General features: G+C 60.2%; 17 protein-coding genes. 11 read left to right on the forward strand and 6 right to left on the reverse strand.

Annotation, left to right across the window (positions count from 1 at the left end):
* The first annotated feature begins 183 nt into the window (after positions 1-183).
* From pap to ABIE16_RS03380, 3 genes are all read left to right on the forward strand, one after another.
* The gene (pap, locus tag ABIE16_RS03370) at positions 184-1,704 is read left to right on the forward strand and encodes a polyphosphate:AMP phosphotransferase (RefSeq protein ID WP_057713754.1); all 1,521 of its coding nucleotides are present in this window, start codon (positions 184-186) and stop codon (positions 1,702-1,704) included.
* Between the two features lie 102 nt (positions 1,705-1,806).
* The gene (locus ABIE16_RS03375) at positions 1,807-2,991 is read left to right on the forward strand and encodes a thiolase family protein (protein ID WP_102671649.1); all 1,185 of its coding nucleotides are present in this window, start codon (positions 1,807-1,809) and stop codon (positions 2,989-2,991) included.
* Between the two features lie 262 nt (positions 2,992-3,253).
* Complete coding sequence (locus tag ABIE16_RS03380) at positions 3,254-4,213, forward strand: DMT family transporter (RefSeq protein ID WP_429520566.1); 960 nt, start codon at positions 3,254-3,256, stop codon at positions 4,211-4,213.
* A 130-nt stretch (positions 4,214-4,343) separates the two neighbouring features.
* Here the strand turns inward: ABIE16_RS03380 and ABIE16_RS03385 are convergent, their stop codons facing one another.
* Positions 4,344-5,738: a class II fumarate hydratase gene (locus ABIE16_RS03385; protein WP_057713757.1), complete on the reverse strand. Its 1,395-nt coding sequence runs from the start codon at positions 5,736-5,738 to the stop codon at positions 4,344-4,346.
* Positions 5,739-5,929: 191 nt separating this feature from the next.
* Between ABIE16_RS03385 and ABIE16_RS03390 the strand changes: the two genes are divergently transcribed.
* The 7 genes from ABIE16_RS03390 to ABIE16_RS03420 all read left to right on the forward strand — a co-directional run bounded on the left by ABIE16_RS03390 (position 5,930) and on the right by ABIE16_RS03420 (position 13,744).
* Positions 5,930-6,454, forward strand: a complete 525-nt coding sequence (locus ABIE16_RS03390) for a DUF2059 domain-containing protein (RefSeq protein ID WP_007997268.1) — start codon at positions 5,930-5,932, stop codon at positions 6,452-6,454.
* Between the two features lie 12 nt (positions 6,455-6,466).
* Positions 6,467-6,766 carry a BolA family protein gene (locus ABIE16_RS03395; protein WP_090457159.1) on the forward strand — a complete coding sequence of 100 codons (300 nt, stop codon included), beginning with the start codon at positions 6,467-6,469 and terminating at the stop codon, positions 6,764-6,766.
* A 102-nt stretch (positions 6,767-6,868) separates the two neighbouring features.
* Positions 6,869-7,810, forward strand: a complete 942-nt coding sequence (locus ABIE16_RS03400) for a rhodanese-related sulfurtransferase (protein WP_090457157.1) — start codon at positions 6,869-6,871, stop codon at positions 7,808-7,810.
* Positions 7,811-7,813: 3 nt separating this feature from the next.
* A complete protein-coding gene (locus tag ABIE16_RS03405) occupies positions 7,814-8,449 on the forward strand; it encodes a DsbA family protein (RefSeq protein ID WP_057713760.1) in 636 nt (211 codons plus the stop codon).
* Positions 8,442-10,259 carry an ABC transporter ATP-binding protein gene (locus ABIE16_RS03410; protein ID WP_429520567.1) on the forward strand — a complete coding sequence of 606 codons (1,818 nt, stop codon included), beginning with the start codon at positions 8,442-8,444 and terminating at the stop codon, positions 10,257-10,259. The genes ABIE16_RS03405 and ABIE16_RS03410 overlap by 8 nt, the downstream gene beginning before the upstream one ends.
* A gap of 187 nt (positions 10,260-10,446) precedes the next feature.
* Positions 10,447-12,906 carry an EAL domain-containing protein gene (locus ABIE16_RS03415; protein ID WP_090457153.1) on the forward strand — a complete coding sequence of 820 codons (2,460 nt, stop codon included), beginning with the start codon at positions 10,447-10,449 and terminating at the stop codon, positions 12,904-12,906.
* A 76-nt stretch (positions 12,907-12,982) separates the two neighbouring features.
* A complete protein-coding gene (locus ABIE16_RS03420) occupies positions 12,983-13,744 on the forward strand; it encodes a TenA family transcriptional regulator (protein ID WP_219733187.1) in 762 nt (253 codons plus the stop codon).
* Between the two features lie 138 nt (positions 13,745-13,882).
* On the opposite strand, the gene ABIE16_RS03425 is transcribed toward ABIE16_RS03420, so the two are convergent.
* The 5 genes from ABIE16_RS03425 to ABIE16_RS03445 all read right to left on the reverse strand — a co-directional run bounded on the left by ABIE16_RS03425 (position 13,883) and on the right by ABIE16_RS03445 (position 18,838).
* The gene (locus ABIE16_RS03425) at positions 13,883-14,809 is read right to left on the reverse strand and encodes a GGDEF domain-containing protein (protein ID WP_429520568.1); all 927 of its coding nucleotides are present in this window, start codon (positions 14,807-14,809) and stop codon (positions 13,883-13,885) included.
* A 377-nt stretch (positions 14,810-15,186) separates the two neighbouring features.
* Positions 15,187-15,927 (reverse strand): YciK family oxidoreductase, encoded by a 741-nt coding sequence (locus ABIE16_RS03430; protein WP_007999919.1) that lies wholly within the window; start codon positions 15,925-15,927, stop codon positions 15,187-15,189.
* Between the two features lie 143 nt (positions 15,928-16,070).
* Positions 16,071-16,742: an N-acetylmuramic acid 6-phosphate phosphatase MupP gene (gene mupP / locus ABIE16_RS03435; RefSeq protein WP_218494429.1), complete on the reverse strand. Its 672-nt coding sequence runs from the start codon at positions 16,740-16,742 to the stop codon at positions 16,071-16,073.
* Between the two features lie 4 nt (positions 16,743-16,746).
* Positions 16,747-17,445, reverse strand: a complete 699-nt coding sequence (gene ubiG / locus ABIE16_RS03440; RefSeq protein WP_008148706.1) for a bifunctional 2-polyprenyl-6-hydroxyphenol methylase/3-demethylubiquinol 3-O-methyltransferase UbiG — start codon at positions 17,443-17,445, stop codon at positions 16,747-16,749.
* Positions 17,446-17,503: 58 nt separating this feature from the next.
* Positions 17,504-18,838, reverse strand: coding sequence for a TRZ/ATZ family hydrolase (locus ABIE16_RS03445; RefSeq protein ID WP_090457151.1), 1,335 nt, complete (start codon positions 18,836-18,838; stop codon positions 17,504-17,506).
* A gap of 108 nt (positions 18,839-18,946) precedes the next feature.
* Here ABIE16_RS03445 and mtnA point away from each other — a divergent pair, with 108 nt between their 5' ends.
* Positions 18,947-20,023: an S-methyl-5-thioribose-1-phosphate isomerase gene (gene mtnA / locus ABIE16_RS03450; RefSeq protein ID WP_429520569.1), complete on the forward strand. Its 1,077-nt coding sequence runs from the start codon at positions 18,947-18,949 to the stop codon at positions 20,021-20,023.
* Positions 20,024-20,324: the final 301 nt, after the last annotated feature.

The raw sequence follows: 20,324 nt of genomic DNA on the forward strand, positions 1-20,324 counted from the left end.
CGAAGCAGTCGTAAAACCAGCCAACCGGATTTACCTGACAGGCCCGGTTGGTTGATTCAGGGCTGCTTCGCAACCCAACGGGGGCAAGCCCCCTCGCCACAGGAATCCGCAACCATCCGGAAAATCTCCACTGACCTTCAGGTCCATCCGCTAGTCTTGCTCACATCTGGAAGGGAGCCGCCCATGTTTGAATCTGCCGAAATCGATCACGCGATCGACAAAGAAACCTACGACGCCGAAATCCCGGCCCTGCGCGAAGCGTTGCTCGAAGCGCAATTCGAATTGCAGCAGCAACGCCGCTTCCCGGTGATCATTTTGATCAATGGCATCGAAGGTGCCGGCAAGGGTGAGACGATCAAGGTGCTCAACGAGTGGATGGACCCGCGCCTGATCGAGGTCCGCACGTTCGATCAGCAAACCGACGAAGAACTGGCGCGGCCACCGGCCTGGCGGTACTGGCGGATGCTCCCGGCCAAGGGGCGCATGGGGATTTTCTTCGGCAACTGGTACAGCCAGATGCTGCAGGGGCGGGTCCATGGCGAGTTCAAGGATCCGCGCCTGGATCAGGCGATCAATGCCGCCGAGCGCCTGGAAAAGATGCTCTGCGATGAAGGTGCGCTGATCTTCAAGTTCTGGTTTCACCTTTCAAAGAAGCAAATGAAGGCACGCCTCAAGGCACTGGCCGACGACCCGCTGCACAGCTGGCGCATCAGCCCGCTGGACTGGCAGCAGTCGCAAACCTACGACAGGTTCGTGAAGTATGGTGAACGGGCGTTGCGCCGCACCAGCCGCGTTTATGCACCCTGGCATGTGATCGCCGGGGCGGATGCCCATTATCGCAGCCTGGCCGTGGGGCGGATTCTGCTGGCGGGCCTGCAGGGCGCATTGAAGCGACCGAAGATCCATCCGGAAAAGGTCAGCGCCGCGCCAGTGTTCCCCAGTGTCGATCAAGTGAACCTGATCGACAGCCTGGACCTGACCCTGCAGTTGGACAAAGAAGATTACGAAGAACAACTGATCACCGAGCAGGCGCGGTTTTCCGGGTTGATGCGTGACAAACGCATGCGCCGCCACGCGCTGGTGGCGGTGTTCGAAGGCAACGACGCGGCCGGCAAGGGCGGGGCGATCCGCCGGGTAGCGGCAGCGCTTGATCCGCGCCAGTACAGCATCGTGCCGATTGCCGCGCCCACCGAGGAAGAACGGGCGCAACCGTATCTATGGCGCTTCTGGCGGCACCTGCCGGCCCGGGGCAAGTTCACCGTGTTCGACCGCTCCTGGTATGGCCGGGTGTTGGTGGAGCGCATCGAAGGTTTTTGCAGCCCGGCAGACTGGCTGCGTGCCTACGGTGAAATCAACGATTTCGAAGAACAGCTCACCGACGCCGGTGTGATCGTGGTCAAGTTCTGGCTGTCCATCGACAAACAGACGCAACTGGAGCGCTTCGAAGAGCGCGAAAAGATCCCCTTCAAACGCTTCAAGATCACTGAGGACGACTGGCGCAACCGTGATAAATGGGACGACTATCGCGCGGCGGTCGGCGACATGGTCGATCGGACCAGCACCGAGATTGCGCCATGGACCCTGGTGGAAGCCAACGACAAACGCTGGGCGCGGGTAAAAGTCTTGCGCACCATCAACCGGGCACTGGAGGAGGCTTTCGAAAAATCCGCCCGGCATGAACGCAAGCGTAAGGACAAGGATTGAGGCCATGGTTACGCATACGCGGGGTGAATGATCGTCGCGGTCGGTCAAGAGCTGGACTTATGCTCGGTCCACTCTCAACCGATAACAGCAATGAGGTATGTCATGCGTGAAGTGGTGATCGTCGACAGCGTGCGGACCGGCCTGGCCAAATCCTTTCGCGGTAAATTCAACATGACCCGCCCGGACGACATGGCGGCACACTGTGTCGATGCACTGTTGGCGCGCACCGGTATCGATCCGGCGAGCGTCGAGGACTGCATCGTTGGCGCCGGCTCCAACGAAGGCGCCCAGGGTTTCAATATCGGTCGCAATGTCGCGGTGCTTTCGCGCCTGGGCATCGGCACGGCCGGCATGACCCTCAACCGGTTCTGTTCCTCGGGCCTGCAGGCGATCGCCATTGCCGCCAACCAGATCGCTTCGGGTTGCAGCGACATCATCGTCGCCGGCGGCGTCGAGTCCATCAGCCTGACCATGAAGAGCGTCAACACCGACAACCTGATCAATCCGCTGCTCAAGGAACAGGTGCCGGGCATCTACTTCCCGATGGGCCAGACTGCTGAAATCGTCGCGCGTCGGTACAACGTCAGCCGCCAAGAGCAGGACCTGTATGCGCTGCAAAGCCAGCAGCGCACCGCAGAGGCTCAGGCCGCCGGGCTGTTCACTGATGAAATCGTGCCGATGTCGGTGAAGTATCGCGTTGAAGACAAGGCCACAGGTCAGGCACAGATCCTCGACGGCATCGTCGACCGCGATGACTGCAACCGCCCGGACACCACCCTGGAAAGCCTGGCCGGGTTGAAGCCGGTGTTCGCCGAAGATGGCTCGGTCACGGCGGGCAACTCTTCGCAGCTGTCTGACGGCGCGTCCATGACCCTGGTGATGAGCCTGGAGAAAGCGCTGGAGCTGGGGCTCAAGCCGAAAGCGTTCTTCCGCGGCTTTACCGTGGCCGGTTGCGCGCCGGACGAGATGGGTATCGGCCCGGTGTTTTCGGTACCTAAACTGCTCAAGGCCAAAGGCTTGCGGATTGACGACATCGACCTGTGGGAACTCAACGAAGCGTTCGCCTCGCAGTGCCTGTACAGCCGCAATCGCCTGGAAATCGACAACGCCCGGTACAACGTCAACGGCGGCTCGATTTCCATCGGTCACCCGTTTGGCATGACCGGCTCGCGCCAGGTCGGGCATCTGGTTCGTGAATTGCAGCGACGCAATCTGCGGTACGGCATCGTCACCATGTGCGTGGGTGGCGGGATGGGGGCAACCGGGCTGTTTGAAGCGGTGCGGTAAGCCTCGATATTTCTCGTTGTCAGTTCGATAGTCATCGCGAGCAAGCTCGCTCCCACAGTGTTCAGCGGCGATCACAAATGTTGTGTACGTCGCAAAACCTGTGGGAGCGAGCTTGCTCGCGATGGGTGCGCCACGGTCAAAAAAATCACCTGAAGATTACGACCCGCACAGTTTCATTCGCGGCCAGACCGAAACTGTGCCTGTGTACGCCACCGCTGCGGGCCTAGAATGTCGACTCCTGTCAGTTGGCGTTGGGGTTCACATGCACATTTCATCGGGTCGCTGGGGTTATGGTCTGTTCCTGGCCTTGTTGACCGCGTTGTTGTGGGGAATCCTGCCGATCAAGCTCAAACAAGTGTTGCTGGTAATGGACCCGGTGACGGTGACCTGGTTTCGCCTGATGGTATCCGGCGGCTGCCTGTTCATTTACCTGGCGGCCACCAGGCGTCTGCCCAGCCGCAAGGTGCTCGGTCCTCGTGGTGGCTGGTTGGTGCTGATGGCGGTGCTCGGCCTGGTCGGTAACTATGTGTTGTATCTGATGGGCCTGAAGCTGCTCAGCCCCGGTACGGCGCAACTGGTAGTGCAGATGGGACCGATCATGCTGCTGATCGCCAGTCTGTTTGTGTTCAAGGAGCGTTTCAGCCTGGGGCAGGGGATTGGCCTGCTGGTGCTGCTGATCGGCTTTGCGCTGTTTTTCAACCAGCGCTTGAGTGAGTTGCTCACGTCTCTGACCGACTACACCGCCGGCGTGCTGCTGGTGCTGCTGGCGTCCACGGTCTGGACCTTCTATGCCCTGGGGCAGAAGCAATTGCTGACGGTGTGGAATTCGCTGCAGGTGATGATGGTGATCTACCTGTTCTGCGCAGCGCTGTTGACGCCGTGGGTGCATCCGCTCGAAGCGTTGCAATTAAGCCCCTTGCAGGGTTGGTTGCTGCTGGCGTGCTGCCTCAACACCCTGATTGCCTATGGCGCGTTTGCCGAGGCCCTGGCCCATTGGGAAGCCTCCCGGGTCAGCGCGACGCTGGCCATCACGCCGTTGGTGACCTTTGCCGCGGTTGCCATGGCTGCGTGGCTGTGGCCCGACTATGTGCATGCCGAGACGATCAATGGCCTGGGATATGGCGGTGCGGTGCTGGTGGTGCTGGGGTCGGCGCTGGTGGCGTTGGGGCCTTCGTTGATTGCCGGGCTGAAGGCGCGGAAGGTGCGGATGGCAGCCGGTTAGACCGCGTTATCGTTCATCGCGGGCAAGCCACGCTCCCACAGGGTTTGCGTCGTCCACAGTATCAATGAACGACGCAAAACCTGTGGGAGCGCGGCTTGCCCGCGATGACGGACGATCAGGCGCTGCCGATTCAGCCCTTGGCCCCAGCCTCCAGCATGTTCTCCGGCCTCACCCACGCATCGAACTCTTCGTCTGTCAGATACCCGAGCTGCAACGCCGCCTCGCGCAAGGTCAGGCCTTCGCTATAGGCTTTCTTGGCGATCTCCGCCGATTTGTCATAGCCGATGTGCGGGTTGAGTGCCGTCACCAGCATCAAGCCACGCTCCAGGTGCTCAGCCATTTTTTCCGCATCCGGCTCCAGACCGGCCACGCAGTGCTGCTGGAAGTTGCTGCAGCCATCCGCCAGTAAACGGATCGATTGCAGCAGGTTGTGGATGATCACCGGTTTGAACACGTTGAGCTGCAAGTGGCCCTGACTGGCGGCAAAGCCGATGGCGACATCGTTGCCCAATACCTGGCAGGCCAGCATCGACAGCGCTTCGCATTGGGTCGGGTTGACCTTGCCCGGCATGATCGAACTGCCCGGTTCATTGGCCGGCAGCCTGACTTCGGCGAAGCCGGCGCGCGGGCCGGAACCCAGCAGGCGCAGATCGTTGGCGATTTTCATCAGCGTCACGGCGAGGGTTTTCAGCGCGCCGGACAGCGTGGTCAGCGGCTCATGACCGGCCAGCGCGGCAAACTTGTTCGGCGCGGTGATAAACGGCAAACCCGAGAGGGCGGCCAATTCTGCGGCGATGGCCTCACCGAAGCCGTGGGGTGAATTGAGCCCGGTGCCGACGGCCGTTCCGCCCTGGGCCAGCTCGCAGACCGAGGGCAGTGCGCTGCGGATTGCCCGCTCGGCGTAATCGAGTTGCGCGATGAAGGCTGAGATCTCCTGGCCGAAGCTGATGGGTGTCGCATCCATCATGTGGGTGCGGCCGGTCTTGACCAGTTTCATGTGGCGTGCGGCCAGTTCGGCCAGCCCGCCAGACAGTTCGCTGATCGCCGGCAGCAAGTGCTGTTGCACCGCCTGGACAGCCGCGATATGCATGGCGGTGGGGAAGCAGTCGTTGGAGCTCTGGGAGCGATTGACGTGATCGTTGGGGTGCACCGGGGACTTGCCGCCACGGGGGTTGCCGGCCAGCTCGTTGGCGCGACCGGCGATCACTTCATTGACGTTCATGTTGCTCTGGGTACCGCTGCCGGTTTGCCAGACCACCAGCGGAAACTGGTCGTCGTGGTCGCCGGCGAGCACTTCGTCGGCCGCCTGCTCGATCAGGCGGGCGATATCGGCGGGCACATCGCCGTTGCGATCATTGACCCGTGCCGCGGCTTTCTTGATCAGCGCCAGGGCATGCAACACGGCCAGCGGCATGCGTTCGTTGCCGATGGCGAAGTTGATCAGCGAGCGTTGCGTCTGAGCGCCCCAATAGGCTTCATCCGGGACTTCAACCTGGCCGAGGCTGTCGGTTTCGATACGGCTCATCTTGCTCACTCCTGTAGGTCCGATTGCGCAGTTTAGGCCGTGATCGACGGCCGTGGTTCCATCAGTCTGAATTTGACCATTCAACCCCTCTAAATCAGGTGCGACAAGGCTTGGGGTTGAGCGGCACACTTTTTTAGGCGCAGAATGGACGCCCTTGGGGTCTTACCTCGCCAGCTAGAAAAGGAAACTCGATGACTCGTCTTCGTGCCATCTGTACCGCCGTTGCTTTGGTCTGCGCCAGCGGCCAGGTTCTTGCCGACACCGCCAGCCATAACGCCAGTGCCGAGGCTTTCCTGACCATGGCGCACGCTGACAAACTGGGCACCCCGGTGTACATGCAAGTACAGCAGATGTTTGCCCAGCGTTTCGAACAGACCAAAGCCCCTGAGTCGAAAAAGGCCGTGTTGGAAACCTACCAGGCCAAGGCCAACGCCGCTCTGGACCAGGCCATTGGCTGGAACAAGCTGAAACCGGACATGGTCAAGCTCTACACCACCAACTTCACCGAATCCGAGCTCAAGGACCTGGTTGCGTTCTACCAGTCGCCACTGGGCAAGAAAGTCCTGGAAAAAATGCCTCAGCTGACCCAGCAGTCGGCCCAGATGACCCAGGCGAAGCTGGAAAGCGCGGTGCCTGTGGTCAACAAGCTGCTGGCTGACATGACCGCCGAGCTGACGCCGAAAGACGCAGCCGCGCCAGCCAAGAAAAAGCCTTAAGCGGAGTTCGGTATGACCATGCAACAACGCATCGAATCGACGCTGGGCCTGCTTCAGCCCGAGCATCTGCAAGTGCTGGATGAAAGCCACATGCACAGCCGTGGGCTGCAAACCCATTTCAAGGCTGTGGTCGTCAGTACGCAGTTCGAAGGCCTGAACCGGGTCAAGCGCCACCAGAAGGTCTACGGCACGCTCGGCGAGCTGATGGGCGAGTTCCATGCGTTGGCGCTGCATACCTACACGCCAGAGGAATGGGCACAGATTGACGCAGCTCCGGCCTCGCCGACCTGTGCCGGCGGCAGCAAGCACTAAACTCCGGTTTTTTGTTAGAATGCCCAACGCGCCGCTAACCCGGCGCGTTTTTTTTCGCATCCGGTTCACCCCTTACGAGGGTAGCCACCTGGAGATTTACCCATGACACAACAGATTGTCGTGGCGGCACTGTATAAGTTCGTCACCCTGGAAGATTACGTCGCCCTGCGCGAGCCCCTGCTGCAAGCGATGGTCGACAACGGCATCAAAGGCACCCTGCTGATTGCCGAAGAAGGCATCAACGGCACCGTGTCCGGCAGCCGCGAAGGCATCGACGGGCTGATGGCCTGGCTCAAGAACGACCCGCGCATGGACGACATCGACCACAAAGAGTCGTACTGCGACGAGCAGCCGTTCTACCGCACCAAGGTCAAACTCAAGAAAGAAATCGTTACCCTCGGCGTGGAAGGCGTGGACCCGAACAAAAAGGTCGGCACCTACGTCGATCCACAGGACTGGAACGCGCTGATCAGCGACCCGGAAGTGTTGTTGATCGACACCCGTAACGACTACGAAGTCTCGATCGGTACCTTCGAAGGCGCCATCGACCCGAAAACCACCAGTTTTCGCGAATTTCCCGATTACATCAAAGCCAACTTCGACCCGGCCGTGCACAAGAAGGTCGCGATGTTCTGCACTGGCGGCATCCGTTGCGAGAAGGCCTCTAGCTACATGCTCAGCGAGGGCTACGGTGAGGTTTTTCACCTCAAGGGTGGCATCCTGAAGTACCTCGAAGAGGTGCCGCAGGAAGAAACCAAGTGGCAGGGCGATTGCTTCGTGTTCGACAACCGCGTGACCGTTCGTCACGACCTGAGCGAGGGCGACTACGATCAATGTCATGCCTGCCGCACGCCGGTGAGTGTGGAAGACCGCGCGTCCGAGCATTACGTGGCCGGCATCAGTTGCCCGCATTGCTGGGATAAGCTGAGTGAGAAGACCCGTCGCAGCGCGATCGACCGGCAGAAGCAGATCGAACTGGCCAAGGCTCGTAACCAGCCTCACCCGATCGGCTTCAACTACAAGCAAGCATCTTCCGAGGCCTGAACCATGTCTGCGCGCCTGCTCTATGTGATGGACCCGATGTGTTCCTGGTGCTGGGGGTTTGCTCCCGTGGCCAAGTCACTGGTCGAGCAGGCGCAAGCCGCGGGTGTGGATGTGCACTTGATCGTGGGTGGTTTGCGCACCGGTAGCGGTGCGGCGCTGGAGCCGACCACCCGACGCTACATTCTTGAACACTGGCAGGCGGTCACCGAGGCCACCGGCCAGCCCTTCAAGTTTGAGGGCGCGTTACCCGATGGCTTTGTCTACGACACCGAGCCTGCCTGCCGGGCACTGGTGACGGCGCGCGGATTGGCGCCGGATTGTGCCTGGAAGCTGCTCGGGCTGATTCAGCATGCGTTTTATGTCGAAGGTCGGGACGTCACCCGCGCCAGCGTGCTGGTGGAACTGGCCGAGCAGGCCGGCGTGCCGCGCATCGAGTTCGCCGCCGCTTTCGACCGTGCCGACATGCACACTGCGACTGAAGCCGATTTCACCTGGGTCCAGGACCTGGGCATTGCCGGTTTCCCCACCCTGCTGGCCGAGCGTAACGGCCAACTGGCGTTGTTGACCAATGGCTATCAGCCGTTGAGCGAGTTGTCCCCGCTGCTCGGCCGCTGGCTGGAGCGTGCTGCCTGTGCATGACCTGCCTGATGATGTCGCACCCGCTAAACGTGTCGACCGTCTGAGCTGGGCGGAAATCCGCCGCCTGGCCCTGCATCACAAGAAATCCCTGTGGATCGCCAACGGCGTAGCCGTGCTGGCGACCTTGTGCAGCGTGCCGATTCCCTTGCTCCTGCCGTTGCTGGTGGACGAGGTGTTGCTGGGGCATGGTGATGCCGCGCTGAAGATCATGAACCACGTGCTGCCCGAAGGCTGGCAGAAGGCCGCTGGCTACATCGGCCTGATGCTGGTGGTGACCTTGACCCTGCGTTGCACGGCTCTGCTGTTCAACGTGGTGCAGGCGAAATTGTTCGCCGGCTTGGCCAAGGACATCGTCTACCGCATTCGCATACGCTTGATCGAGCGTCTCAAGGGTATTTCCCTGGGCGAATACGAAAGCCTGGGCAGCGGAACGGTGACTACACACCTGGTCACCGACCTGGACACGCTGGACAAATTCGTCGGCGAAACCCTCAGCCGTTTCCTCGTGGCCATGCTGACCCTGGTCGGCACGGCGGGCATTCTGATGTGGATGCACTGGCAACTGGCTTTGCTGATTCTGCTGTTCAACCCGCTGGTGATCTATGCCACGGTGCAGTTGGGCAAGCGGGTCAAACATCTGAAGAAACTCGAGAACGACAGCACTTCACGCTTTACCCAGGCGCTGACCGAAACGCTGGATGCCATCCAGGAAGTTCGCGCCGGCAACCGCCAGGGGTTTTTCCTCGGTCGCTTGGGCCAGCGCGCCCGGGACGTGCGTGACTATGCGGTGAATTCGCAATGGAAAACCGATGCATCGAACCGGGCCAGCGGTTTGCTGTTCCAGTTCGGTATCGATATTTTCCGGGCCGCGGCGATGCTCACCGTGCTGTTTTCCGACCTTTCAATCGGCCAGATGCTCGCGGTGTTCAGCTACCTGTGGTTCATGATCGGCCCGGTCGAACAGTTGCTGAACCTGCAATATGCCTACTACGCTGCCGGCGGTGCGCTGTCGCGGATCAACGAGTTGCTGTCCCGAGCCGATGAGCCCCAATACCCGGGCGGCATAGACCCTTTCGTCGGTCGCGAGACGGTCGGGCTGGAAGTACAAGGGCTGAGCTTCGGTTACGGTGATGAACTGGTCCTGAACCAGATGAACCTGTCCATTGCCCCTGGGGAAAAGGTCGCGATCGTCGGCGCCAGTGGTGGCGGCAAGAGCACGCTGGTGCAACTGCTGCTGGGCTTGTACACGCCGTTGGCCGGAACCATTCGCTTCGGCGGTTCGACCCAACAGGAGATCGGCCTGGAAACCGTGCGGGAAAATGTTGCCGTGGTCCTGCAACATCCGGCGCTGTTCAACGATACCATCCGGGCCAACCTGACCATGGGCCGTGAACGCAGTGACGAGGCCTGCTGGCAGGCGCTGGAAATCGCCCAATTACACGGTACGGTCCGGGATTTGCCCAAGGGCCTGGACAGCATCGTCGGGCGCTCCGGAGTGCGGTTGTCCGGCGGGCAACGTCAACGCCTGGCCATCGCCCGGATGGTACTGGCCGAGCCCAAGGTGGTGATCCTCGACGAAGCCACCTCTGCGCTGGATGCCGCCACCGAATACAACCTGCACCAGGCCTTGGCGCGGTTTCTGAGCAACCGCACCACGTTGATCATTGCCCACCGCCTTTCGGCGGTAAAACAGGCCGACCGTGTGCTGGTGTTCGACGGCGGGCAAATTGCCGAGGATGGCGATCATCAGCAACTGATTGCCGACGGTGGCCTGTACGCCAAGCTGTATGGGCATTTGCAGCGGTTGTAGTGAAATGATATCAAGGTTGCAGGGCGCCACTTCAATACTATAAAAAACATCATCGCGGCCGAATTCAGTGGCCGCGATATTCCCTCCGGGCATAGCTTGTCGCTTGCCGGGATCGGAATCGCAACCTAGTCTAGCTATAGCGATTTCGTCCGGAAGACGAGCAAGCGGTGCTAATGCAAGGGACCTCATGAATCAAACGCGGACTCTCGGAACGCCACGGCTGTTGGGCATCGTCTGGCCATTTATCGCCGTTGTAGTGTTTCAAGCCTTGTTGGGCGGCGTTAGCCTTTACGTACTGTCGGCGGTTCGCGGCTATGTTGCTGGGGAAAGCCTCTGGTCCAAGGGCCAGAAGGACGCAATCTATTACCTCAACCTCTATGCCGACAGCGGCGACGAAGCGATTTTTCGTAAATACCAGCACGCCATTTCCGTGCCTCAGGGCGGGCATGAGTTGCGCGTGGCGCTGGATCATCAACCGCCGAATATAGAGGCGGCGCGTGTGGCGATTCTCAAGGGTGGCAACCACCCGGAAGACGTTTCCAGCCTGATCTGGCTGTACCTCAACTTTCGTCACTTCAGTTATCTCGAAAAAGCCATCAACCTTTGGACCGTGGGGGATGCCTATCTGGTCCAGCTCGATGACGTTGCGCGGGACATGCATCAGCACATCACTGCCGGCCCGGCCTCCGGCGCGGACGTACAGCGCTGGAAGGAGCAGATTTTCGCCATCAACGACGGTGTGACGCCGGCGGCAAAGGCGTTCAGCGATGCCTTGGGTGAAGGTTCGCGGGTCATTCTTCGTTTGCTGCTGCTGACTAACCTCGCCACTGCTCTTGGATTGATTGCGCTGGCGCTGATGCGCACCCATAAACTGCTCAAGCAGCGCCATGCGTTCGCCGATGCGCTGCAACTGGAAAAAGAACGGGCGCAGATCACCCTGCAATCAATTGGTGATGGGGTGATCACCACGGATGTTTCCGGTGCAATCGCCTACATGAATCCGGCGGCCGAGGCGATGACCCACTGGAAGGCCGAGCAGGCGACGGGATTGCCGCTGGCGGCGCTGTTCAACCTGTTGGACGAAAATGCCCAGACCGATGGTTTCACCCTGATCGAGCATATTCTGAGCGGCCAGCTCAGTGGCGGCAGTGAACACTCCAAGTTGATTCAACGCCTGGACGGCAGCACGGTGTCGGTCACGCTGGTGGGCGCGCCCATCCGCAATGCCGGAAAAGTCAGCGGGACGGTGCTGGTGCTGCATGACATGACCCAGGAGCGGCAGTACATCGCCAATCTGTCGTGGCAGGCGACCCACGATGCCTTGACCGGTCTTGCCAACCGTCGCGAGTTCGAATATCGCCTGGAACAGGCGCTGCACAACCTGACCCGCCATTCGGGTCGCCATGCCCTGATGTTCCTCGATCTGGACCAGTTCAAGCTGGTCAACGACACCTGCGGCCACGCGGCGGGGGACGAACTGCTGCGGCACATCTGCGCGCTGTTGCAATCGGGGCTGCGCGAAGGCGACACCCTGGCGCGCCTTGGCGGCGACGAGTTCGGCATCCTGCTGGAAAACTGCGCACCGGAAGCGGCGGAGAAAATTGCCGAAAGCCTGCGCCAGACGGTGCAGAATCTGCATTTTGTCTGGAAAGGCCGGCCTTTCGTGACCACTGTCAGTATCGGGCTGGTCCATGTCGCGCAGAACCCGACGACGCTCGAAGCCTCGCTGCGTGCTGCCGACATGGCGTGCTACATGGCCAAGGAAAAGGGTCGGAACCGGGTCCAGGTCTATCATCCGGATGACTCGGAATTGTCCCTGCGCTTCGGCGAGATGGCCTGGGTGCAGCGTTTGCACATGGCGCTGGAGGAGGACCGCTTCTGCCTGTACGCCCAGGAAATCGCCCCCTTGGGTCATGTCGATCAGGACGGCGGGCACATTGAAATCCTGCTGCGATTACATGATGAAGCCGGGCGGATGATCTTGCCCGACAGCTTCATTCCGGCAGCTGAACGCTATGGCCTGATGAGCTCGCTTGATCGTTGGGTGGTGCAGAACGTGTTCAAGATCATCGCCCAATGCCGGGCCGAGCAAGGCCACGGACCGCTGGCCATGTGTGCGATCAATCTGTCAGGCACGACGATTGGGGATGAGGCGTTTCTGGACTTCTTGCGCGAACAGTTTGTGACGTATTCGATTCCGCCTGAAATGATTTGTTTTGAAATTACTGAAACCAGTGCCATTTCAAATCTTGGCAGCGCCATTCGATTCATTAATGAACTCAAAGGCTTAGGCTGCCATTTTTCGCTGGATGACTTTTGCGCCGGAATGTCCTCATTCGCGTACCTGAAACATTTGCCTGTAGACTTCCTGAAGATCGACGGGAGTTTCGTAAAGGATATGCTGGACGACCCGATTAACCGCGCCATGGTCGAAGTGATCAATCACATTGGCCATGTGATGGGTAAGCGCACGATTGCCGAGTTTGTCGAAACGCCCCAGATCGAGCAGGCATTGCTGGAGATCGGGGTGGATTACGCTCAAGGGTATGTGATTGAACGCCCGCAGTTGTTTACCAGTGATAGTCTGTTAAGTCGTCCCGCCAGGCCGCAACCGCTGTTGTTCAAGGCGCCTGGCACGTTCCGTTGAGACTCCTGCCGGTCTTACAATCACAATCAAAAGGAGCTCGACAGTGATCGATACATTCAACCGAACCGGACCGCTCATGGAAGCTGCAAGTTACCCTGCCTGGGCCCAGCGCCTGATCCAGGATTGCAGCGAGAGCAAGCGCCGGGTTGTCGAACACGAACTGTACCAACGCATGCGAGACAACAAACTCAGTGCGAAGACCATGCGCCAGTACCTGATCGGTGGCTGGCCGGTGGTCGAACAGTTCGCGTTGTATATGGCACAAAACCTGACCAAGACCCGCTTTGCCCGTCATCCCGGCGAAGACATGGCCCGTCGCTGGCTGATGCGTAACATCCGCGTCGAACTGAACCACGCCGATTACTGGGTGAACTGGAGTCGCGCGCACGGTGTCAGCCTGGAAGAGCTGCAGGCTCAGCAGGTTCCCCCCGAGCTTCACGCCCTGAGCCATTGGTGCTGGCACACCAGTTCAGCCGACTCGCTGATCGTTGCGATTGCCGCTACCAACTACGCCATCGAAGGGGCGACCGGGGAATGGTCGGCGGTAGTGTGTTCCAACGGTATCTACGCCGCCTCGTTTCCCGAGGAAGATCGCAAGCGGGCGATGAAGTGGCTGAAGATGCATGCCCAGTACGACGATGCCCATCCATGGGAAGCCCTGGAAATCATCTGCACATTGGCGGGCACGAACCCCGGCAAATCTCTGCAGGTGGAGTTGCGTCAGGCCGTTTGCAAGAGCTACGACTATATGTACCTGTTTCTCGAACGTTGCATGCAAATGGAGCACGCAGAGTGGGTACCGGTCGTGCGTGAGCGGATGGCATTGGCCGAAGGCTGATTCAATCGCTGCTTGAAAAACAACTGTGGGAGCGAGCCTGCTCGCGAATACGGACTGTCAGTCAACATCATCGTTGAAAGTCAGATCCCATTCGCGAGCAAGCCCGCTCCCACATTGGTTTGTGTCGTGGCTGAAAAGTCAGCCCGCCATCTCCAGCCGGTTACGACCTTCGCGCTTGGCCACATACAACGCGCTGTCTGCCCGTCGCAACAGACTTTCGGCAGACTCGCCGGGCAACAGGGTCGAACAGCCGAGGCTGACCGTCAGCAGGATCCTGTGACCATCGGCCAGGTACTCTTCAGACTGGGCTGCAAACCGCAGCCGCTCACCGACCATGGACGCGGCCTCGCGACAGGTATTCGACAGCAGGATCAGGAACTCCTCGCCGCCATAGCGGAACACCATGTCCACGTTGCGCAGCTGGTTTTTGATCGTGGCGGCGACCGCCTTGAGCACGTCATCACCTGTGCTGTGGCCATGGGTATCATTGACTAGCTTGAAATGATCGATGTCCAGCATCAGTACTGACAACGGTTGTAGATGGCGCCGGGACAGTTCGATTTCCCTTTGCAGCGTCTGGTCCATGGCGATGCGGTTACCGGCACCCGTCAGCGGGTCGCGCAGTGCGCTTTGGGTGGCGGTACGGTACAGCAGCGCATTGCGCATCGGGAAAAGCAGTGCGGCTAGCAGTGATTCGAGATTGCCCTGATCCTGTTCGCTGAAACGCTGATTGCGACGGAAGATCAGCTCACCCAGGTGTTCGCCTTCGTGGCTGAGGCTGTAACTGATGGAGTGGTGGCCGCGTTGGCCGAACTCCAGGCGCAGGTCACTGCTCTTGTGTTGGTAGCACAAGGCGTCCAACGGTACCAACCGCTGAATCTCGCGATAGAACGTCCCAAGAATGCGTTGCGGCTCCAGACTGGTTTGCAACTGCAGGCTCAGTTGCTGGCGCAATTGCGCAAGACTGACAGGTCTTTCCAGGAGAGGCGGCTGCTGACCAAAGCCCAGGCGCTGCAATTTGGCGCTATCGAAGTCAATTGCGTTGGTCTGGGAAGGTGGTTTCATAAGGCATGCGCCCCTAAGCAGTAAGGCTGTCTTACAAGCAGGGTGAGAGCGGCTTAGGGCTGCGCGTCGTACTGGTCCGTCAGTCCCGTAGGACATTTCGTACAAGTTTAATCCGCTTTGTAGAAGATGAGTAATCTCTGCGCTCAAGCTTCACCCCCGTCTGCTTTCACTTTACGTGTCTGAGCAAACTTAGAGCGAAAGTCGTGCCATTCGGTTCATCCGAACAAAAACTCTATTAAATCAATGGGTTGTTGGTTGTATGCTGCCTGTGTAGCGCGGCGTGTGACGTTTGTTTGACAGGTGCCTGGCTCGAACCCGAGAGCCTTCAAGTGCCGCGACAGGAAGCTGGCGCGGCACTAAAAAGCGACGTACGGTCGTTACTGGGCGTTGAACGCCTGGCCATTGATACCGGTGCTGTCCGGGCCCATCAGGTAAAGGTAGACCGGCATGATCTCCTCGGGCGTCGGGTTGTTCAGTGGGTTTTCACCCGGGTAAGCCTGGGCGCGCATGCTGGTGCGGGTGGCGCCCGGGTTGATGCTGTTGGAGCGCACCGGGGCCACGGTATCGACTTCGTCAGCCAGGGTTTGCATCAAGCCTTCAGTGGCGAATTTGGAGACGCCGTAAGCGCCCCAATACGCACGCCCCTTGCGGCCGACGCTGCTGGAAGTGAACACCACCGAGGCATCCTGCGACAACTTGAGCAGCGGCAGCAGGGTGCTGGTGAGCATGAACATGGCATTGACGTTGACTTGCATGACCCGCATGAAGTTTTCGCCGGAAAGCTGCTCGATCGGCGTGCGCGGGCCGATGATCGAGGCATTGTGCAGGAGACCGTCGAGATGCCCGAATTCGCTTTCGATCATCGCTGCCAGCTCATCGTATTGATGGGGCAGGGCGGTTTCGAGGTTGAAGGGGATGACTGCCGGTTGTGGATGGCCGGCGGCTTCGATTTCGTCGTAGACCTGGGTCAGGTTGGCTTCGGTCTTGCCCAGCAGCAGCACGGTTGCGCCGTGTGCCGCGTAGGTTTTTGCCGCTGCGGCACCGATACCGCGTCCTGCGCCGGTGACCAGAATGACCCGATCCTTGAGCAGTTCGGGGCGGGCGGAATAATCAAACATAAAAAACCTCTACGAAAATTCTTCAGGTCAAGCGCTATCCCTGTAGGAGCGAGCTTGCTCGCGACGGGCGTAAACGATGACGACCCGTGGCGCTCTCAGGTTCTTCGCGAGCAGGCTCGCTCCTACAGAGGTCAACGACAGTCTCAGCAGCTACAGAGGGCGCTATCCAAAACCTTGCGCAGCTCCAACGGATGATCAACCACCACATCCGCCCCCCAATGCCGCGGGTTGTCATCCGGGTGGATGTAGCCGAAGGTCACCGCAGCAGTCTTGGTGCCGGCATCGCGGCCTGATTCGATGTCGCGCAGGTCATCGCCGACGAACAGCACGCTGGCCGGGTCCAGGTCGAGCATCCTGCAGGCGAGGATCAGCGGCTCGGGATCCGGTTTGCTGTTTTTCACATGATCCGGGCAGATCAGCAGCGCCGAACGCTCGGCCAGTCCCAGCTGTTGCATGATCGGCTCGGCGAAGCGCAGCGGCTTGTTGGTGACCACGCCCCAGATCAGGTTGGCCTTCTCGATGTCCGCCAGCAGTTCGCCCATGCCGTCGAACAGCTTGCTATGGACGGCACAACCGACGAGGTAGCGCTCTAGGAACTCCAGGCGCAACTCCTCGAATCCCGGCGATTCCGGGTCCATGGAGAAGGTCACTGCGACCATCGCCTTGGCGCCGCCGGAAATCTCGTCGCGAATGTGTTTGTCGTTCATCGGTGGCAAGCCACGGTCGGCACGCATCGCCTGGCAGATCGCAATGAAGTCCGGCGCGGTGTCGAGCAGGGTGCCGTCCATGTCGAAAAGAACTGCTCTGATTGGCATCGGCTTATTCCTCGCGCAGGGTCTGGATCATGTAGTTGACGTCCACGTCGGAGGCCAGTTTGTAGTGCTTGGTCAGCGGGTTGTAGGTCAGGCCGATGATGTCCTTGACGGTCAGGCCGGCCATGCGGCTCCAGGCGCCAAGTTCGGAAGGGCGAATGAATTTCTTGAAGTCGTGGGTGCCGCGCGGCAACAGCTTCATGATGTATTCGGCGCCGACGATGGCGAACAGGTACGCCTTCGGATTGCGGTTGATGGTCGAGAAGAACACCTGGCCGCCGGGCTTGACCATGCGGAAGCAGGCACGGATGACCGACGACGGGTCTGGCACGTGCTCAAGCATTTCCAGGCAGGTGACCACGTCGAACTGCTCGGGCATTTCCTCGGCCAGGGCTTCGGCGGTGATCTGCCGGTATTCGACGCTCACGCCCGACTCCAGCTGATGAAGCTGGGCAACCGCCAGCGGCGCTTCGCCCATGTCGATACCCATCACGGTCGCGCCGCGCTGAGCCATGGCTTCGCTGAGGATGCCGCCGCCGCAACCGATGTCGAGGACCTTCTTGCCGGCCAGGTTGACCCGCTCGTCAATCCAGTTGACCCGCAGCGGGTTGATGTCGTGCAGCGGTTTGAATTCGCTTTCGCGGTCCCACCAGCGATGGGCCAGGGCCTCGAATTTGGCGATTTCGGCGTAGTCGACGTTGCTCATGGTTTAAGTCCTCTAAAACTTGAAAAATCCTGTTGCCCCGGTTTGTGCTCCAGGGTGCTTACGATTCGGTGCGGCCACTGATGCGCCGGCCCCAGGCCTTCGCGACAGTACTTAGCTGTTGTTCATCCAGGCGCGTCAGGCGACGGTCGTCGAGCAACTGCTTGCCGGCAACCCAAAGGTGTTTCACGCAGTCCCGGCCGGTGGCGTATATAAGCTGCGAAACCGGGTCGTAGACCGGCTGCTGGGCCAGGCCCGAGAGATCGAAAGCCACCATGTCCGCGGCCTTGCCGATTTCCAGCGAACCGACTTCGGCTTCGATACCCAGTGCCCGGGCACCGTTGAGGGTGGCCATGCGCAAGGCACGATGGGCATCCAGTGCGGTGGCCGAGCCGGCGACAGCCTTGGCCAACAGGGCTGCGGTGCGGGTTTCGCCGAGCAGGTCCAGGTCGTTGTTGCTGGCCGCGCCATCGGTGCCGACCGCGACATTGACCCCGGCCTGCCACAAACGCTCTACCGGGCAGAACCCGCTGGCCAGCTTCAGGTTCGATTCCGGGCAATGAATCACATTGCTGTTGCTTTCTACCAGCAGCGTCATGTCTTCTTCGCTGATCTGGGTCATGTGAACCGCCTGGAAGCGTGGCCCCAGCAAGCCCAGGCGCGCCAGTCGGGCCAGCGGTCGTTCACCGCGCTGCTCGACCGATTGCTGCACTTCAAATGCCGTTTCATGCACGTGCATATGGATCGAGGCGTCCAGTTCTTCGGCGATCACCCGGATTTTTTCCAGGTTTTCGTCGCCCACGGTGTAGGGTGCATGGGGGCCAAAGGTGATTTTGATGCGCTCGTGGTGCTTGAGATCGCCAAACAACTCGACGCCCTGACGAATGGCTTCGTCCGCTGTAGCGGCGCCCGGAATGGGGAAGTCGAGGATCGGAATCGCGATCTGCGCGCGAATGCCGCTGTTGTGCACGCGCTCGCTGGCAACCTTCGGGAAGAAGTACATGTCAGAGAAACAGGTGATGCCACCTTTGATTTGCTCGGCGATGGCCAGATCCGTGCCGTCGCGCACGAAGTCCTCGTCGACCCACTTGGCTTCGGCGGGCCAGATGTGGTTCTCCAGCCAGGTCATCAATGGCAGGTCATCGGCCAGGCCACGGAACAGCGTCATCGCCGCGTGCCCGTGGGCATTGATCAGGCCGGGGCTGAGCAACATGTCGGGCAACTCGCGGGTTTCGGTTGCGTTAAGCTTCAGTGCGGCGGAACGTGGGCCGATAAACACGATGCGTCCATCACGGATGCCCACGCCATGTTCCTTGAGGACAACACCAGCAGGTTCGACGGGTACCAGCCAGGTCGGCAGCAATAACAGGTCGAGCGCAGCGGCAGTGTTCGGCATCGAGGGTCGGTTCCAGTGCTTTTGTAAAGGATGGCGAAGTATACCCGAGCGTCTTCGCGGGGGGATCGCTATAATCGGCGGCTTTTGTTCATGAGTGCGGGGTGAGGGATGCGCGATCGACTGTTGGCTGCGGAAAAGGTAAAGGCCATCGATTGGCGTGATGGCGCTCTCCATCTGCTGGATCAGCGCATTTTGCCGTTCGAGGAAACCTGGATCGCCTACACCAGTGCGGCCGGTGTGGCCGAGGCCATTCGCTCGATGGTGGTGCGCGGTGCGCCGGCGATTGGTATCAGTGCCGCTTATGGCATCGTGCTCGCGGCCCGTGCCCGGATTGCCGAAGGTGGCGACTGGTACGCGGCGCTGGAAGAGGATTTCGCGCTGCTGGCCGATTCCCGTCCCACTGCGGTCAACCTGTTCTGGGCGCTGGGCCGCATGCACGACCGGCTTGATCGCCTGAAAGACAATGCCGATCCGCTGGAGGTGCTGGAGGCAGAGGCCATTGCCATTCACGAAAGTGATCGCGAAGCCAACCTGACCATGGCGCAACTGGGTGTGGACCTGATCCGCAAGCATCAGGGCAACGCGCAGGCGATCCTGACCCACTGCAACACCGGCGCACTGGCCACGGGCGGCTTTGGCACGGCGCTGGGGGTGATTCGTGGGGCTTTCATCGAGGGCATGGTCGAGCGGGTGTATGTCGACGAAACCCGCCCATGGCTGCAGGGCTCGCGGCTGACCGCGTGGGAACTGACCAATGAAGGCATTCCCGTGACCCTCAATGTCGATTCCGCCGCCGCGCATATCATGAAGACCAAAGGCCCTACCTGGGTCATCGTCGGTGCTGACCGGATCACCGCCAATGGCGACGTGGCCAACAAGATCGGCACCTATCAACTGGCCGTCAACGCCATGCACCACGGCGTGCGCTTCATGGTGGTGGCGCCGAGTTCGACCATCGACATGCACCTGGCCAGCGGCGATGACATCCCGATTGAGGAACGTGATGGCCGCGAGTTGCTGGAGGTCGGTGGCAAGCGGGTGGGCGCGGATGTCGAAGCGTTCAATCCAGTGTTCGATGTGACTCCGGCGGACCTGATCGATGCGATCGTCACCGAAAAAGGCATCGTCGAGCGCCCGGATACGGCGAAGATGGCGCAGTTGATGTGCCGCAAGCGCCTGCATTAATAGCTTCTGGCGTCTGAAAGATAGCCATCGCGAGCAAGCTCGCTCCCACAGTGTTTTCGGTGTACACAAAACCTGTGGGAGCGAGCTTGCTCGCGATGGGGTCGTCAAACCCAATGAACCAACCCGAATCAGCCACAAATTCTCCATTCAACACGGCTCTAAGCCCCTCTCGTCCCCTTCAAGCCTGTCACCGGTCAACTAACTACTCTCCATGCGCGTCTGGGGGATAGGTGCGTGGCGGCTCTTGTGATAACATCCGGCGGTTTCCAGGGTTGCCCGAAGTGGCGACCCGTACTGCGCA

It is taken from the genome of Pseudomonas sp. 2725 (assembly GCF_050434585.1).
GTDB classification, from domain to species: Bacteria; Pseudomonadota; Gammaproteobacteria; order Pseudomonadales; family Pseudomonadaceae; genus Aquipseudomonas; species Aquipseudomonas jessenii.